This is a genomic window from Alcaligenes sp. 13f, from assembly GCF_020496585.1.
GTDB classification, from domain to species: Bacteria; Pseudomonadota; Gammaproteobacteria; order Burkholderiales; family Burkholderiaceae_B; genus Alcaligenes; species Alcaligenes phenolicus.
In genome coordinates this window covers 98,937-112,409 of sequence record NZ_JAHKKC010000004.1, presented here as the reverse complement: position 1 = coordinate 112,409, position 13,473 = coordinate 98,937, and the positions used below count along the sequence as shown (strand labels likewise).

Annotated in this window: 13 protein-coding genes and 2 pseudogenes; 3 read left to right on the top strand and 12 right to left on the bottom strand. The window is 56.8% G+C overall.

Going from position 1 to position 13,473, the window contains the following annotated elements:
- Positions 1–8: 8 nt before the first annotated feature.
- Complete coding sequence (locus KOE80_RS04465) at positions 9–1,301, top strand: ABC transporter substrate-binding protein (RefSeq protein ID WP_226348459.1); 1,293 nt, start codon at positions 9–11, stop codon at positions 1,299–1,301.
- A gap of 17 nt (positions 1,302–1,318) precedes the next feature.
- Positions 1,319–3,055, top strand: a complete 1,737-nt coding sequence (locus KOE80_RS04460) for a hypothetical protein (protein ID WP_226348458.1) — start codon at positions 1,319–1,321, stop codon at positions 3,053–3,055.
- Positions 3,056–3,146: 91 nt separating this feature from the next.
- On the opposite strand, the gene KOE80_RS04455 is transcribed toward KOE80_RS04460, so the two are convergent.
- The 11 genes and pseudogenes from KOE80_RS04455 to KOE80_RS04405 form a co-directional block, all read right to left on the bottom strand.
- Positions 3,147–3,410: a hypothetical protein gene (locus KOE80_RS04455; protein ID WP_226348457.1), complete on the bottom strand. Its 264-nt coding sequence runs from the start codon at positions 3,408–3,410 to the stop codon at positions 3,147–3,149.
- Between the two features lie 21 nt (positions 3,411–3,431).
- On the bottom strand, positions 3,432–4,190 hold the full coding sequence (locus KOE80_RS04450; protein ID WP_226348456.1) for a type 1 glutamine amidotransferase domain-containing protein: 759 nt from the start codon (positions 4,188–4,190) through the stop codon (positions 3,432–3,434).
- A gap of 176 nt (positions 4,191–4,366) precedes the next feature.
- Positions 4,367–4,483: pseudogene (locus KOE80_RS04445) on the bottom strand (short-chain dehydrogenase); the annotation flags it as partial.
- 281 nt (positions 4,484–4,764) lie between these two features.
- On the bottom strand, positions 4,765–5,568 hold the full coding sequence (locus KOE80_RS04440; protein ID WP_226348455.1) for a hypothetical protein: 804 nt from the start codon (positions 5,566–5,568) through the stop codon (positions 4,765–4,767).
- A gap of 322 nt (positions 5,569–5,890) precedes the next feature.
- A complete protein-coding gene (locus KOE80_RS04435) occupies positions 5,891–6,298 on the bottom strand; it encodes a YgiW/YdeI family stress tolerance OB fold protein (protein WP_226348454.1) in 408 nt (135 codons plus the stop codon).
- Between the two features lie 87 nt (positions 6,299–6,385).
- Positions 6,386–7,786 (bottom strand): ATP-binding protein, encoded by a 1,401-nt coding sequence (locus tag KOE80_RS04430; RefSeq protein ID WP_226348453.1) that lies wholly within the window; start codon positions 7,784–7,786, stop codon positions 6,386–6,388.
- Positions 7,783–8,451, bottom strand: coding sequence for a response regulator transcription factor (locus KOE80_RS04425; RefSeq protein ID WP_063689874.1), 669 nt, complete (start codon positions 8,449–8,451; stop codon positions 7,783–7,785). The genes KOE80_RS04430 and KOE80_RS04425 overlap by 4 nt, the downstream gene beginning before the upstream one ends.
- A gap of 222 nt (positions 8,452–8,673) precedes the next feature.
- Positions 8,674–8,967 (bottom strand): annotated as a pseudogene (locus KOE80_RS04420) (NADPH-dependent FMN reductase); the annotation flags it as partial.
- On the bottom strand, positions 8,936–9,367 hold the full coding sequence (gene arsC, locus KOE80_RS04415; protein ID WP_125302597.1) for an arsenate reductase (glutaredoxin): 432 nt from the start codon (positions 9,365–9,367) through the stop codon (positions 8,936–8,938). The pseudogene KOE80_RS04420 and the gene arsC, both read right to left, overlap by 32 nt.
- A 22-nt stretch (positions 9,368–9,389) precedes the next feature.
- Positions 9,390–10,679 (bottom strand): arsenic transporter, encoded by a 1,290-nt coding sequence (locus KOE80_RS04410; RefSeq protein ID WP_226348452.1) that lies wholly within the window; start codon positions 10,677–10,679, stop codon positions 9,390–9,392.
- Positions 10,680–10,775: 96 nt separating this feature from the next.
- Entirely contained in the window at positions 10,776–11,099 is a 324-nt protein-coding gene (locus KOE80_RS04405) for an ArsR/SmtB family transcription factor (protein ID WP_226348451.1), read from the bottom strand.
- Positions 11,100–11,359: 260 nt separating this feature from the next.
- On the opposite strand from KOE80_RS04405, the gene KOE80_RS04400 reads away from it, so the two are divergent.
- Complete coding sequence (locus KOE80_RS04400; protein ID WP_226348450.1) at positions 11,360–12,481, top strand: transporter substrate-binding domain-containing protein; 1,122 nt, start codon at positions 11,360–11,362, stop codon at positions 12,479–12,481.
- A gap of 9 nt (positions 12,482–12,490) precedes the next feature.
- Here KOE80_RS04400 and KOE80_RS04395 read toward each other — a convergent pair whose 3' ends face one another.
- Positions 12,491–13,369 carry a LysR substrate-binding domain-containing protein gene (locus KOE80_RS04395; RefSeq protein WP_226348449.1) on the bottom strand — a complete coding sequence of 293 codons (879 nt, stop codon included), beginning with the start codon at positions 13,367–13,369 and terminating at the stop codon, positions 12,491–12,493.
- Positions 13,370–13,473 lie beyond the last annotated feature (104 nt).

Below are 13,473 nucleotides of genomic sequence, written 5' to 3'. Positions count from 1 at the left end.
ACAATACGGTGCAAAAGAAAGTTCTGGCGGGCGTCATCAGTGTCTGGCTGCTGGTGGCCGCAATGCCAACGCTGGCTCAACAAAAGGACGTAGAACTACGCATGTCCTGGTGGGGCGGCAACTCGCGCCATAGCGTGACCTTGAAGGCCTTGGCGGCATTTCAGAAGCATTATCCGCACATTAAAGTCAAGGCTGAGTACACCGGCTGGGACGGTCATCTTGCGCGCCTGACTACGCAGATCGCCGGCAATACCGAACCGGATGTGTTGCAGGTCAACTGGAACTGGCTACCCAAGATCTCGCGCAATGGCACTGGCTTTATGGACATGTATCAACTGCAGCAGGATATCGACCTTGAGCAGTTTCCGCAATCGGAGCTGGATATGGTCACCATCAAGGGCAAGCTCAATGGCGTGCCGGTATCCAGCACTGCACGACTGTTTTACTACAACACGCAAACCTGGCAGAAAGCAGGCATTGATTATCCGCGTACCTGGGATGAACTGCTTGCCGCAGGCCGAACTTTTCGCGAGAAGCTGGGCGAGCGGGTTTACCCAGTCGTGCTTGAGCATCAGGACGCCTTGGCGCTGCTGCGCGCTTACATGGTGCAAAAGTACAACATCGCTGAGATCGACGAGGACAAGAAGTCCTTCGCTTATAGCGATGAGCAGTGGGTGGAGTTCTTCAGCCTCTACAAGGAAATGGTTGATGCGCATGTCATGCCGTCAGCCAAGGAGTTTGCGTCGTTCGGGCATAGCAATATGTATGAGAAGCGACCCTGGATTCAGGGCGACTGGGGCGGCACCTATATGTGGAACTCCACTATTTCCAAGTACGCGGACAATCTGACCCCTCCTGCAACGCTGGCGCTGGGACCGCATCCTATGTTGCCGGGTGCGATCGACGCCGGATTGTTCAATAAACCCTCGATGTTGTTCGCCGTCGGGAAGTCATCGCGCCATCCGCGTGAGGCGGCTCAATTGATTAACTTCTTGCTCAACAGTGATGAGGGGGTGGACAGTCTGGGGCTGGAAAGGGGCATTCCCTTGAGCAAGGTCGCCTTTGCGCGTCTGGAGCAAGCCGACGTCATCAAGCCCGAGTTGCCGGCGGTGGCAGGCCTGGAGTTGGCGGCGAAACTGCCTAAGCGAGTGGTGGTTTCGCCTTATTTCGACGATCCGCAGATTGTCGCGCTGTTTGGGGAGACCATCCAGTCCATCGACTATGGCAATCGGAGCGTTCAGGAGGCGGCGATGCAATTTAAGCGTGACACCAATCGCATCTTGCGGCGCGTCATGCGTTGAGCTGGAAGGAGGAAGACATGAAACGATATTCGAGGAATATGATTGCCGTTATGGCCTGCACGATGGCACCGATTATGGCATTTGCGCAAGGGCCGACCTTGCCGGATGCGGACATGCTTATTCGTGAAGTGCGTGATTATGTCGATCGCATTCTGGTGAATGCGGGAGACCACTATCGTGGCGATGCGGCCACACCCTTGCTGGCTGATGGACTCAACCCCCACGATGGTACGCAACTGAGCTGGGTATTTCCTGATGGGCGCAGTGCGGTTTTGTCGAATTTTTCCGCGCAGCAGAATTTTTTGCGTGTGCTGACGGGGCTGTCTGCGCTGACCGGTACATCGGCGTACCGGCAGCGTGCGGTCGATCTGGTGCGCTATCACTTCGACCATTACCAGGATGCAGGCGGTCTGTTGATTTGGGGAGGGCATCGCTTCATCGATCTGAAGACCTTGCAGCCCGAGGGCCCTAGTGAAAAGGAGCAAGTGCATGAACTAAAGAATGCCTATCCGTACTACGACTTGATGTTCGAGGTTGATACACCGGCTACCGTGCGCATGATAAGGGCCTTCTGGCAGGCGCACGTTCACAACTGGCGCACACTTGAAACCAGTCGCCATGGCGAGTATGGTCTGGGGCCTGGCAAAGGCTGGGAACACGAGTTCGAGCAGCCGCCGCCGTTTCAGGCGACCAAGGGACTGAGTTTTTTGAATACCGGCAATGATCTGATCTATGCCGGCCTGAAGCTTTATCAGCGCGAGAACGAAGCGGGTGCGCTACGCTGGGCGCAGCGGCTGGCACAGCAGTACGTTTTGGCGCGTGATCCGGGGACCGGTCTGGGGGTTTACCAATTTACCCAGCCGCTCAAGCGTGACACAAGCAAGGATGATAATGATACCCACTCCAAGTTCGGTGATCGCGCTCAGCGCCAGTTCGGCCCGGAATTTGGCCCCAATGCGCTGGAAGGCAATATGTTGCTCAAAGGCAAGACCAGCACGCTCTATGCCGAAAACGCCTTGATGCAGTTGCAGGCTGCGCAGGACTTAGGGGCGGTAGGCCAGGATCTGCTGACTTGGACGCTTGATGGGCTCAAGGCCTTTGCCAAGCACGCCTATCAGCCGCAGACCAATACGTTCACGCCCATGCTGGCCGATGGTCGCGACCTTAGCGGCTACGTCCTGCCCAGGGACGGCTATTACGGAAAGCGCGGTCAGGTGTTGGAGCCGTATGTTGCTGGGGGAGAGTTCATGCTTTCCTATGCGCGCGCCTACCGTGTCGATCAGGATCCCGTTTTGTGGAAGGTCGTGCGCGGCATTGCCAGCGCTCAAGGCTTGGGGGACTTGGGTAGCCAGCCTGGACACGGCATGAAACTGAATATCGAGACGGATAATGACGATCCACGTGCCATTTTCGTGTTGCTGGACTTGTATGCTGCCAGCCGCCGCCAGGAATACCTGACCCTGGCGCGTGCGGTGGCCGGCAATATTCTGGACAAGCGCCTGCATCATGGCTACTTCATGCCAGGCCCGGACTACCAGTACGCCAACATCGATGCGATTGAGCCTTACGCGCTGCTGGCCCTGGCAGGTGTATTGGCCGACAAGCCTGATGCCATGCCGACGTTCCTTAATGGTGCAGGTTTTACGGAAGGGGCGCATCGAATGCCGGATGGTGGAAAGCGAGTGGCGACCCGTGATTTTGAGCTGTTTGCGCTCAAGGTCGGAGAGTCGCTGCGACCTAACGGCCGCAAGTAATATAGCGAGCGCCCAGCGGACCGTTGACTACCACTACCGGACTTTGTTCGTAGGGGGTCTACGTCAACGGCTCTGGGCGTATTTGCAGGCTTTATGCCTGCTTCCAGATCACCAGGCCTGCCAGCGCAGCCGGCACCAGAAATACGACCAGCAGGATCGGCAGTTCCTCGCGCACGGTGTAGCCGGCATGACTGACACCGATCCACAGATTGGTGATGGAGATTGCCAGCCATACAGGTATGAACAGCTTGGCAGACAGTGCCCATGCGGCCATTTCGCCGCCCCATAGCTTACCGAAGAGCAGGAACACGCCCAGAAGGATTGTGCCCCCGATGATGACCATCAGCATGTGCATGATGATTGATACTCCCTCAACTTAGTATTCGTCCAGGGCTTCCAGCACGAGCTCGGCCGTGATAGCGCTACTGTGCTGCTGTTGCCCTGTGATCAAACGCCCGTCACGGATAGCGAACGGTGTATTGGCCTCGCGACACATGAAGTTCGTTTCCGGGATCTTGGCCGCTTCGCTCTCGATGGTGTCGTCGTTAAGCGTCATGCCAAAGGCCGCGTTCACTTCATTTTCCTCCTCGTCGGTGAAGCCGGTCCATTTCTTGCCGTGCGCCAGCAGTCGTCCGTCAGATAAACGTGTCCAAAGCAACAGGGCTGAACCGTGGCAAATCAGGGCAACGATTTTTCCGCGCTCGTAGAAGGTTGCGATCAACTGGTGCAGCGTCGTGTCCTCTTTGAAGCTGACCAGTGGACCGCCGCCGCCTGCCACCCATACGGCGTCGTAGTCGTCTACGTCGATGTCGCGGATGGACGGTGTGTCCTCGAGCATTGCCGAGAATGTGGGGTGGTGTGTGAAACCCAGGCTGATTAAGTCATCGGCGTAGGCGCTGCCCGGTGTGCGTGGGTCGCTGTGCGTATCGAACATGACCGGGCCACCGTTCGGTGAGACCAAATCCACGCGATGGCCAGCGTTGGAAAAAATCAAGAAGGGGCGAGTCATTTCTTCGGCGAAGAAGCCCACTGGAAAGCCCTTGAGTTCGGCCGTGTTGGAGACGATAGACAAGATGCGACGAGGTTTGCGCTTGATGCCGATACGGGTTTGGACGATCAGATCCAATGCTGGCATATACGCTCCTTCTAGAGAATGTAGGTGGAGTAGGTGCGTCCGCCCGCCGTACCCGGACAAAGTGTCCCTGGAATGGCTGTCGGTGCGCTCGGCAAGCTTACTTGGTGGTATAGCCGCCGCTGATCATATGGCGGATGAATGGCACGACATCCTCGATGTGGGTCAGGTCAGAGGACGTGAATGGCGATGGCCTTGGCGCCTTGCTCGGCCAAGTCACGCGCGATCAGGCCGCCAAGGTTCTTGGCGCCACCGGCAATCAGAACGATCTTGCCGTTGATCGAATGGTCTGTCATGAGAATCTCCTTCGCGGGTTGATGAGGTCCCAGCATAGAAAGAGGAAGGCAGCGGATAAAGCGTCCGTCTTTGGATTGATAATCCAGAGAATCAATACAATCAGGATGCATTGGCTGTATTTTTCTACTCGTGTGGTTTGATTGTTACTGTATAGAGCGTATCAAGGGTGTAGACAAATGAAGGTCACCAAGCCCTATGTGTTGCGCTGCCCGGCGAGGGTTGTACCCTGGCTGGGCTCCGTGGCCTGCTCGACCTTGAGTCGCGATCGGACCGAGGTCGATCAACACGTTTGAGGCGAGGATGATAGACGGGGATAGTCCGTGTATCCCTCGGCGCCGCCACCATAGAACGTTGCTCGAACATATTTGTTGAGCGTCGCGTCGGTGCGCACTCGTTCCGGCAGATCCGGGTTGGCGATGAACAGGCGTCCGAAGGCGATGGCATCTGCTCGTCCTGCGTTGATCGCTGCCGTCGCCGTGACTGGCGTGTAGTTGCCGGCTGCGATCAGCACCGTGGGCCAGAGGGGGCGGAACAGCTCCGATGCGAAAGGTACGTTCTGATGATCGACTTCTGCCTGTCCTGCGCCGCTGGCATGCGGCTCGATCAGGTGCAGATAGGCAAGATTCAGGCGTGCCAGGTGCGTGATGAGATGGCTGTAGAGCGGCAGTGGTTCATCCTCCCCGCTTCCATTGGCGACGCCGAATGGCGATAGGCGTATGCCCACGCGGTCGGCCCCGAACACATTGCTGACGGCTTGAGCAACTTCCAGCACGATGCGGCTGCGATTTTCGATAGAGCCGCCATAGTCGTCGGTGCCCAATGGATTGGCCATCCCTATGCCAAGGAGAAAGACTGTCAGTGCAACGGCAAAGAACAGGAAATTTTCCTTGCCAACCAGCAGTACAGTGCTGCCCACCAGTGCAATAAGCAGACCGATCCGGGCTGTCCTGACCTGTCCCCACTGATGGACAAGACGAGGAGCCAGAAAGCCTGCGCCGAATACGACGATAACGGTGGACGCGAAGAATAGGCCCAGCCCGAATGAGGAGAAGCGGAACCCTGTCATCAGGATGGCAGGTGCCATGGCGAAAAAGGTGTACAGGGCACCAATGGCCAGACTGACGGTAAGCGCAGGAACAATAAATCGCCGGTCAGTCAGCAGTTGCTGATAGGTGCTTAGTATGGCCCGGACTTGGCCGACACAGATTTAAATCCCAATGAACCGGCCAGATACGCTTGCACGGCCTCGCGCTTGAGTCCTTCTTCATATTTCGTCATATAAAACACCCCAAAGGTCAGACTAATGTCCAACTTTTGGGGGGCAGTTCAAAGCTAGGCGGGTTTTTTTATTGCCGGTGGTGTCGGCGTCTTTCTGCTGTGGTGATGCTTCGCAGCACAGGCGCTGTTTAAGGAATCAAGGTCAGGCGGTCGACTTCAAATTCAGTCTTGCGCAGTCCTTTGTCGAATTCCCCGGTCAGCTCCACTTTTTGTTCAGCACTGATGCTTTGGCCGGCCGGGAAGTCTTCGTTGTCGATCTCTACGGTGATACGACCGGTGGCGTCTTCAAACGTATAGCGTTCGTCGCCTTCAAAGGAGACCAGGCGACCTTGCAAACGCGCGACCTGGTCATCGCGGCCGGTTTCCAACAGTTGCTTGACCGTCATTAGCGGCACATTGCTAGGGCCCGAGTAAGAGCCTGTGGCGTTGGTGGCCTGAGGGACATTGCTTGGGCCCGTGTAGCTGGCCGGTTGTGCGATAGCAGCGGTGGCGCTCAGGGCAAGGACGGCGGCGAGGGTAGGTAAAGTGAATCGCATGATTGGGTTTCCTGTATCGGGTTATCGGGTCAATGTTCCGCCGATTGCGGAATGGTTTTATTAAACCCCCCGAACCTGAAGGCAATCTTAAGACACGTGATTGGGTGGAAAATCCAGCACGACGCTCAGGCCCTGGCCGTCCAGGCCATCCTCAAAGGATAGCGTGGCATTGTGCAAGGCAGCGATGCGGGCCACGATAGATAAACCCAGACCGTTGCCGGCTTGGCCGGTGCCCAGTACGCGAAAGAATCGCTCACCTAGTCTGGATCGCTGTTCCAAGGGAACGCCAGGCCCGTTGTCGCGAACTGCCAGACGGACACCGCCATCATGTCTGCGCGTCGTTTCGATTCGTACCCGGACACCTGTGCCGCCGTAACGAATGGCATTGCCAATCAGGTTGCGTAAAGCGCTGCTTAATAATAGGGGCGCCGCCTGCAAGCTTGTGACGGCCAAGACTCTTTCCATATTCACTGATACAGATGGCCATGATGGAGTCAGACTGTCCAGGAGCTGATTCAGGTCTACGGTTTCACGCTTCAAGGGTTCGGCCTGCGGCTCCAGTCGCGTCAGGGCGAGCAGGCTTTCTACCAGGGCGGTACAACGGTCCAGGTCCGCACGCAATTGTTGCAGATGGGCATCGGGCAGTTGCAGCTCGCGCTCAATTAATTGAACGCGCATGCGCAGCCCGGCCAGCGGGGTACGCAGCTCGTGCGCAGCATCGGAAGTAAAGCGTCGCTCGCTTTCCAGGGCGGTGGATAGCCGTGCCATCAAGGTGTTGAGGGCATCCAGCATGGCCTGCAGTTCACGTGGCGGATTGCCCCCTTGCACGGGCGTGAGGTCATCGGGTGATTTGGAGTTGATCAGCTTGGCGGTGTCTTCTAACGGCCGCATCAGGCGTCGTATCAAGAGCCAGCTTGATAGGCCCAGCAGCGCCAGCAGCCCCAATGCGGGCCAGGCCAGATTTTCGGCCATATCTTCCAGCAGTTCCAGGCGCTCTTCCATAGGCTGGGCGACCTGGGCGGTGACCCCTCCCGAACCGGGGCGGACGTAAACCCGCCAGAGCTCATCGTCGACCCAGACAGTTGTGGTTTGCTTGCTGTGTGCCTGCGGTAAAAAAGCCGTTTCAGGGGTATCGTCGCCGCGCAGCAGCACACGGCCGTCTGCCGCGACCAACTGGTAGTACATACGCAGCTTGAGTGCGTCGTCACGGTTCAGGCGCGTGCCAGTAGTAGTGGCCCCGGCCGATGCCTCCTGCGGGTCCAGCATCAAGACCAGACGGGCACCTTCCTCCAGGGCGTCATCCAGAACATCACCGGTGGCGTGCCAGGCGACACCGACCACAATGGACAGGCTGACCAGCCACAGGCCAATACTGGTGCCCATGACAGTCAGCAGCAGGCGACGCCGTAGTGACCAGCCTTCAGCGCGTGATGCCGAGGATCTGGGCTTGGCGCGGCCAGGAGTCAGTTTCTGGAGCAAACGTTTCATGCGGGTGCCAACACGTAGCCTTGATTCCGTACAGTGACGATGAAGTCGCTGCCCAGTTTCTTGCGCAGATTGTAGATGTGGACTTCGATAGCGTTGCTCTCTACTTCTTCGCTCCAGCCATAGAGGGCTTCTTCAAGCTGGGCGCGACTCAAAATATGGGTGGGATGGTGCATCAATGCCTGTAGAACAGCGAATTCACGGGCTGTTACGGGCACGGGCTTATCGTTCAATGTGACGCGTTTGGCTGTCGGGTCTATGGCGACAGGGCCGTGTCGCCATTCGGGACTTGCTTGCGCAGCGCTTCGACGCAAGGCGGCGCGTACCCGTGCGGACAGCTCTTCCAGGTCAAACGGCTTGACCAGATAGTCGTCTGCTCCCAGGTCCAGACCCTGCACCCGGTCAGCCAGGGTATCGCGCGCGGTGATCACAATGACTGGAACCTGTGCATGGGATCCACCGGCCCCTCGCAGGGTGCGCAGGACCGCATCACCGTCCAGACCGGGAAGGCCCCGATCCAGCAATATGCATTGATAGGTATGAGTCGCCAAAGCCGTTGCAACTTGATCGCCACGTTGCAACCAGTCCACAGCATAACCGTCCAGATGCAGCCAGGACTGCAAGGAGCTGCCTAGCGAGGGATCGTCTTCGATTAAGAGAATACGCATGTGCAAAGCCTGGTAGGGAAAGATGAAGGGAATCTGATGCTAGTGTGAGGCATGCCTCAAAGCAGCTGCAAGCCCGGAAGTGCTTGTATAGCTGTCGTGTATTTTAAAAGCACGCAGGTTCTGCGTTTTCCATACCGATCGGGCTATTAGATATTTCGCTGTTGCACCCGTGCTGACAGTTCCTGTGCCGTTTCCTTGCGTTCACTGTATCTGTCGACCAGATAATTGGCGCAATTCCTGCACCTTGGGATGCTCTTCTGGTGCGCCATCGGGCAAGGGCAGCTCGTGGGGATTAAAAACCCTGGTTTCGGCGCCCATTGATTGCAGGAGTCGCGTTGCTTCTTGCGTCAGGAATCGGCTGTAGGAGCGTTCTCTCAGGGAACCGTATAAAAGCAGAATCCGAGGTGGATGTGTGGCACGTTGTGGAGGCAGCAACCGCGCCATGTCCGGGATTTTAAATGCGTGCTCGTCCAGATTGTCCAGGTCAGGATGGCTCAATTCTTTGTCCTTTTTCATCAATGACAGCTTGGCCGTCTTCTTTCCGGAATGCGCCTTGTTGAGGCTGGGGCAGTATTTCCAGCACCTGTTCCGAGGGGCGGCACAAGCGTGTGCCCAGTGGTGTGACAACAATGGGGCGGTTGATCAGAATCGGGTGCTGCAACATGAAATCAATCAGCTGCTCGTCACTCCACTTCGGGTCGCCTAGTTGCAGCTCCTCATAGGGCGTTCCCTTTTGGCGCAGGACTGCACGCACACTCAGGCCACTGTCTGCTATCAGTCTCGTCAGCGTGGCGCGGTCTGGCGGTGCGTGCAGGTACTCGATGATGGTGGGCTCTTGTCCGCTATTGCGGATCAGGCCCAAGGTATTGCGGGAGGTGCCGCAGGCAGGGTTGTGATAGATGATGATGGCTGTCATGGCGCTGTCTTGATCTCAGGGCTTAGTGAGCGATACCCAAGCGCAGGGCCAGGGCCGCCAGGGTGATCAGCAATACGGGCGTGGTCAGGATGGCTCCCACCTTGAAGTAGTAGCCCCAACTGATTCTTGTGCCTTTCTGGGCCAGTACATGCAGCCACAGCAAGGTAGCCAGACTGCCGATAGGGGTGAACTTGGGGCCCAGGTCGCTGCCAATGACATTGGCGTAAATCATGGCTTCCTTGATTGCGCCCTGGGCGCTGGAAGCATCAATCGACAAGGCAGTCACCAGCACAGTGGGCATATTGTTCATGACCGAGGACAGCAGGGCAGACAGAACCCCCGTGCCCAGGGCGGCCCCCCAGATTCCAGCCTGGCCGAATTTGTCCAGCAGCAGGGCCAGGTAGTCTGTCATGCCCGCATTTCGCAGACCATACACCACCAGATACATGCCCAGCGAGAACACGACGATCTGCCAAGGAGCACCACGCAGGACTTTCCTGGTACTGATGACCGTGCCACGGGCAGCAACGGCCAGGAGGATCATGGCTCCCACGGCGGCAACTGCACTGACGGGAATGCCCATGGGTTCAAGTGCAAAAAATCCTGCCAGCAACAAGGCCAGTACTATCCAGCCTGCCTTGAAGGTCGCCATGTCCGTAATGGCGTGTGCGGGTGGTTTCAACTGCTCAAGGTGATATCGGGCAGGAATGTCACGCCGGAAATACAAGATCAGGACGAGCAGGCTGGCTAATACGGACACGATATTGACGGGCACCATGATGGCGGCATAGTCCGTGAAACCCAGTTTGAAATAGTCCGCCGAGACGATGTTGACCAGGTTGGAGACGACCAGTGGCAAGCTGGCGGTGTCGGCAATAAAGCCCGCCGCCATGACAAAGGCCAAGGTCGCGGCCGGCGAGAAGCCCAAGGCCAGCAACATGGCCATGACGATAGGCGTCAGAATCAGTGCAGCGCCATCGTTGGCAAACAGCGCAGAAACGGCAGCCCCAAGAATCACGATAAAAGCAAAGAGCTTGCGCCCACTGCCTGCGCCCCAGCGTGCAACATGCAGGGCGGCCCACTCAAAGAAACCGGCTTCATCCAGTATCAGGCTGATGATAATGATTGCTATAAAAGTAGCCGTTGCATTCCAGACTATGCCCCAGACCACGGCCAGATCACTCCACTGCACCACGCCTGAAAGCAGGGCGGCGGCAGCTCCCAGAGAGGCGCTCCAGCCTATGCCCAGACCTTTGGGCTGCCAGATGACCAGGATCAGAGTGGCAAGGAAAATCAGGGCGGATGTAATCATGGGAATGCTTGTCGAGAAGGGTAGGTAGCAAGGGGAGTGGGGACAGGGCCAACAGGTGGCCTGCCGAGCCGAACTGGTGTGATTTGACCCCTTCGTTCAGGGAAGTTGGCACGAGCTGGGTGCCTTGATGCAGCTTTCCCCCTGACAACAGTTTTCAGTCAGGTAGGCGAGCAGATTATTCATGGCTGGAAAGGTGGCGCTGTAGAGCAGGTTGCGGCCTTGGCGCTCGGCATGGATGAGCCCCGCATTGCTTAATTCCTTTAAATGGAAGGAGAGGGCATTGGGGGCGATGCCTAGCTGTTCCGCGAGGGTGCTGGGAGTCAGCCCGGATGGGCCTGCGACGACCAAAACACGAAACACCCGCAGGCGGGCTTCGTGGGCCAGGGCGGCCAGTGAACGGATAACTTGAGATTCTTTCATAAACATATAATACAATAATTCTTGAATTATTGAATGAATGTGTTTATGGCCGCAAGGCAGGCCGTTTGTTCATGCGAATGTGCGTGAGCATATTCATTTGTCAGGCATTGTGAAACCGTCAGTCTGCATCTGCGGATCTGCGGGGAACGGGGAACAGGCCCGGTTTCAATTTGCTATCCTCTACCAGAATGTTCGTCCGTCCGTGTCATTCTCAGCCCGCCTGGTACACGGAATTTCTGACTGCTCCGACAAGACTGACTATGCAAACATCTCTTCTGAGCCGCCATCAGCTCGGCCGCCGCATTGCTCAAGCACGACTTTTTTGCTTGGCTTTTTTCCTGGTTTTACTGGTCGCCTTTCCCCAAACAGGACATGGCAAAGAGCCGCCATTGACGGTAGGCGTATTGGTCTCGCCGCCGTTCGTGATGAAAAATGATGGGGCCTTTACCGGCTTGGCGATCGACCTTTGGGAAAACCTGGCAGCAGAGAAAGACTGGGCGTACGAATACAAGGAATACCGCACATTTCGGGATTTGCTGGGGGCGACAGAGTCCGGAGCGCTTGATGTTGCCATGACCAATCTGACCATTACTCAGCAACGGGCGCTGAAGGTGGATTTCACACAGCCCTGGTTTGATGGTGGTATGCGCCTGATGGTCAGCTCCGATCAGGGAACGGGTTTTCAAAGTGTCATCAAGGGTTTGGCACAGGCTGGTTTTATCACCGCGTATGCATGGATTGCCTTTGTCATTCTGTTTGCCACTGGTGTTTTGACCTTGTTTGACCGACGTTTTGATCAGTCTTTTCCCGCTCGCTGGCGTGATGGCGTGGCCGAGAGTTTCTATACCGTGATGTCTGTCGTGACCTCGGGGCGTGCTCCGGCCAGAAAGAACCTTTTTGGCTGGTTGGGGCGTATCTGGCAGGGGTTATGGCTGGTCTGTGGGGTAGGCATTCTGGCCTTTGTAACGTCCTCTGTCACCAGTGTGATGACGACCTTGGCTATCTCAAACCAGATCAATAGCGTGGATGACTTAAAGGGGCGGCCGGTTGGTGTGTTGGTCGGAACCGTAGAAGAAGACTATGCCCGCAAACAGGGGCTGGCCATGCGCAGTTATCCTGATTTGGAGCAGGCAACGACAGCCTTGGGCAATGGGGATGTCGTGGCTGTGATTGCCGACGCCCCGGTATTGGAATACTACGTGCATTCCAATCCTGGTTTGCCTGTGAATGTGGTGGGGCGGCTATTCGAGCGTGACAAGTATGGGTTTGCTTTGCCACTGCAAAGTGAGCTCTCCCGAGAAGTCACCTTGGCCGTTCTCGGAGCCGTGGACGAAGGCAAGGTGGACGAATTCAAGACCAAGTATTTTGGCTTGGGCCAGTAACAGCCTGGCTCATTGGTGTGGATTCGTCCTTTGGCTATCGAGCTGCTCGCTTAACCAGCTGGCGAACACCTCTGCGCGCGGGTTCTGATCCAGAGCCTGCGGGGAGAGCAGGTAGTAGGCCGAACCATCGGGGATGAAGCCTTGCGGGGCGATGAGCTGGCCGCTTTGCAACTCATCCTCCACCATCAGGCGCGACACGATAGCCATGCCTTGTCCGGACAGGGCAGCCTGGATACATAAATAAAAATGCTCCAGCTCCAGCTTGCCGGCAGATCGCAGGGAGTTGCCGCTGAGCCGTGCCCACGTGGCCCAGGCCTGAGGGCGGGAGCTGCTCTGTATCAATATCTGCTTGGTCGTGTCTTGTATGTGCGGGTATTGAGCTTGGCAGACCGGCCCTATCATCTCTTCGCACAACTTCAGGCCGCACACCGAGTCTGCCCAATGAAAGTCGTCGCGGCGTATGGCCAGATCCACTCCCATTTGAGCAAAGTTCACCGGGCCTCCGGCCGTTATCAGGTGCACGGTGATGTTGGGGTACAGAGTGTGAAAATCTCCCAGACGCGGAATCAGCCACTTCATGGCAATAGTGGGCTCGCAGGAGACGGCCAGAGCATGTTCGCGCTGGGTTTGCTGCAGTTGGTAAACCACATCTTCCAGGCGCTCAAACATGGGGGCGGTAACGTGCAAAAGCTGGCGGCCTGCAGGCGTCAGAAACACGGCCCGATTGCGCCTTTCAAACAGTTCTACCCCTAGAGATTCTTCCAATGCACGAATTTGTCGGCTGACAGCGCCGTGAGTGACATGAAGCAGCTGGGCTGCCTGCACAAAACTGCCTGCCTGAGCCGCAGTATCGAAGTAGCGAAAGGCCGTGAGATTGGGGATTTGCATGGTCGATGAAAACTCACAGAAGTGACGCAGTAATTATCGTTTTTAAATTAGCACAGGATTATCAATAATGACATCCTGTCAGGGCAGGTGTGAACAGGACATGA

Excerpts from the sequence above, each read along its gene's own strand:
- KOE80_RS04430 (WP_226348453.1), bottom strand. The coding sequence starts at position 7,786 with ATGAAACGTTTGCTCCAGAAACTGACTCCTGGCCGCGCCAAGCCCAGA.
- KOE80_RS04450 (WP_226348456.1), bottom strand. The coding sequence starts at position 4,190 with ATGCCAGCATTGGATCTGATCGTCCAAACCCGTATCGGCATCAAGCGC.
- KOE80_RS04395 (WP_226348449.1), bottom strand. The coding sequence starts at position 13,369 with ATGCAAATCCCCAATCTCACGGCCTTTCGCTACTTCGATACTGCGGCT.
- KOE80_RS04410 (WP_226348452.1), bottom strand. The coding sequence starts at position 10,679 with ATGATTACATCCGCCCTGATTTTCCTTGCCACTCTGATCCTGGTCATC.
- KOE80_RS04460 (WP_226348458.1), top strand. The coding sequence starts at position 1,319 with ATGAAACGATATTCGAGGAATATGATTGCCGTTATGGCCTGCACGATG.
- KOE80_RS04435 (WP_226348454.1), bottom strand. The coding sequence starts at position 6,298 with ATGCGATTCACTTTACCTACCCTCGCCGCCGTCCTTGCCCTGAGCGCC.
- KOE80_RS04405 (WP_226348451.1), bottom strand. The coding sequence starts at position 11,099 with ATGAAAGAATCTCAAGTTATCCGTTCACTGGCCGCCCTGGCCCACGAA.
- KOE80_RS04440 (WP_226348455.1), bottom strand. The coding sequence starts at position 5,568 with ATGGCACCTGCCATCCTGATGACAGGGTTCCGCTTCTCCTCATTCGGG.
- KOE80_RS04455 (WP_226348457.1), bottom strand. The coding sequence starts at position 3,410 with ATGCACATGCTGATGGTCATCATCGGGGGCACAATCCTTCTGGGCGTG.
- KOE80_RS04425 (WP_063689874.1), bottom strand. The coding sequence starts at position 8,451 with ATGCGTATTCTCTTAATCGAAGACGATCCCTCGCTAGGCAGCTCCTTG.
- arsC (WP_125302597.1), bottom strand. The coding sequence starts at position 9,367 with ATGACAGCCATCATCATCTATCACAACCCTGCCTGCGGCACCTCCCGC.
- KOE80_RS04400 (WP_226348450.1), top strand. The coding sequence starts at position 11,360 with ATGCAAACATCTCTTCTGAGCCGCCATCAGCTCGGCCGCCGCATTGCT.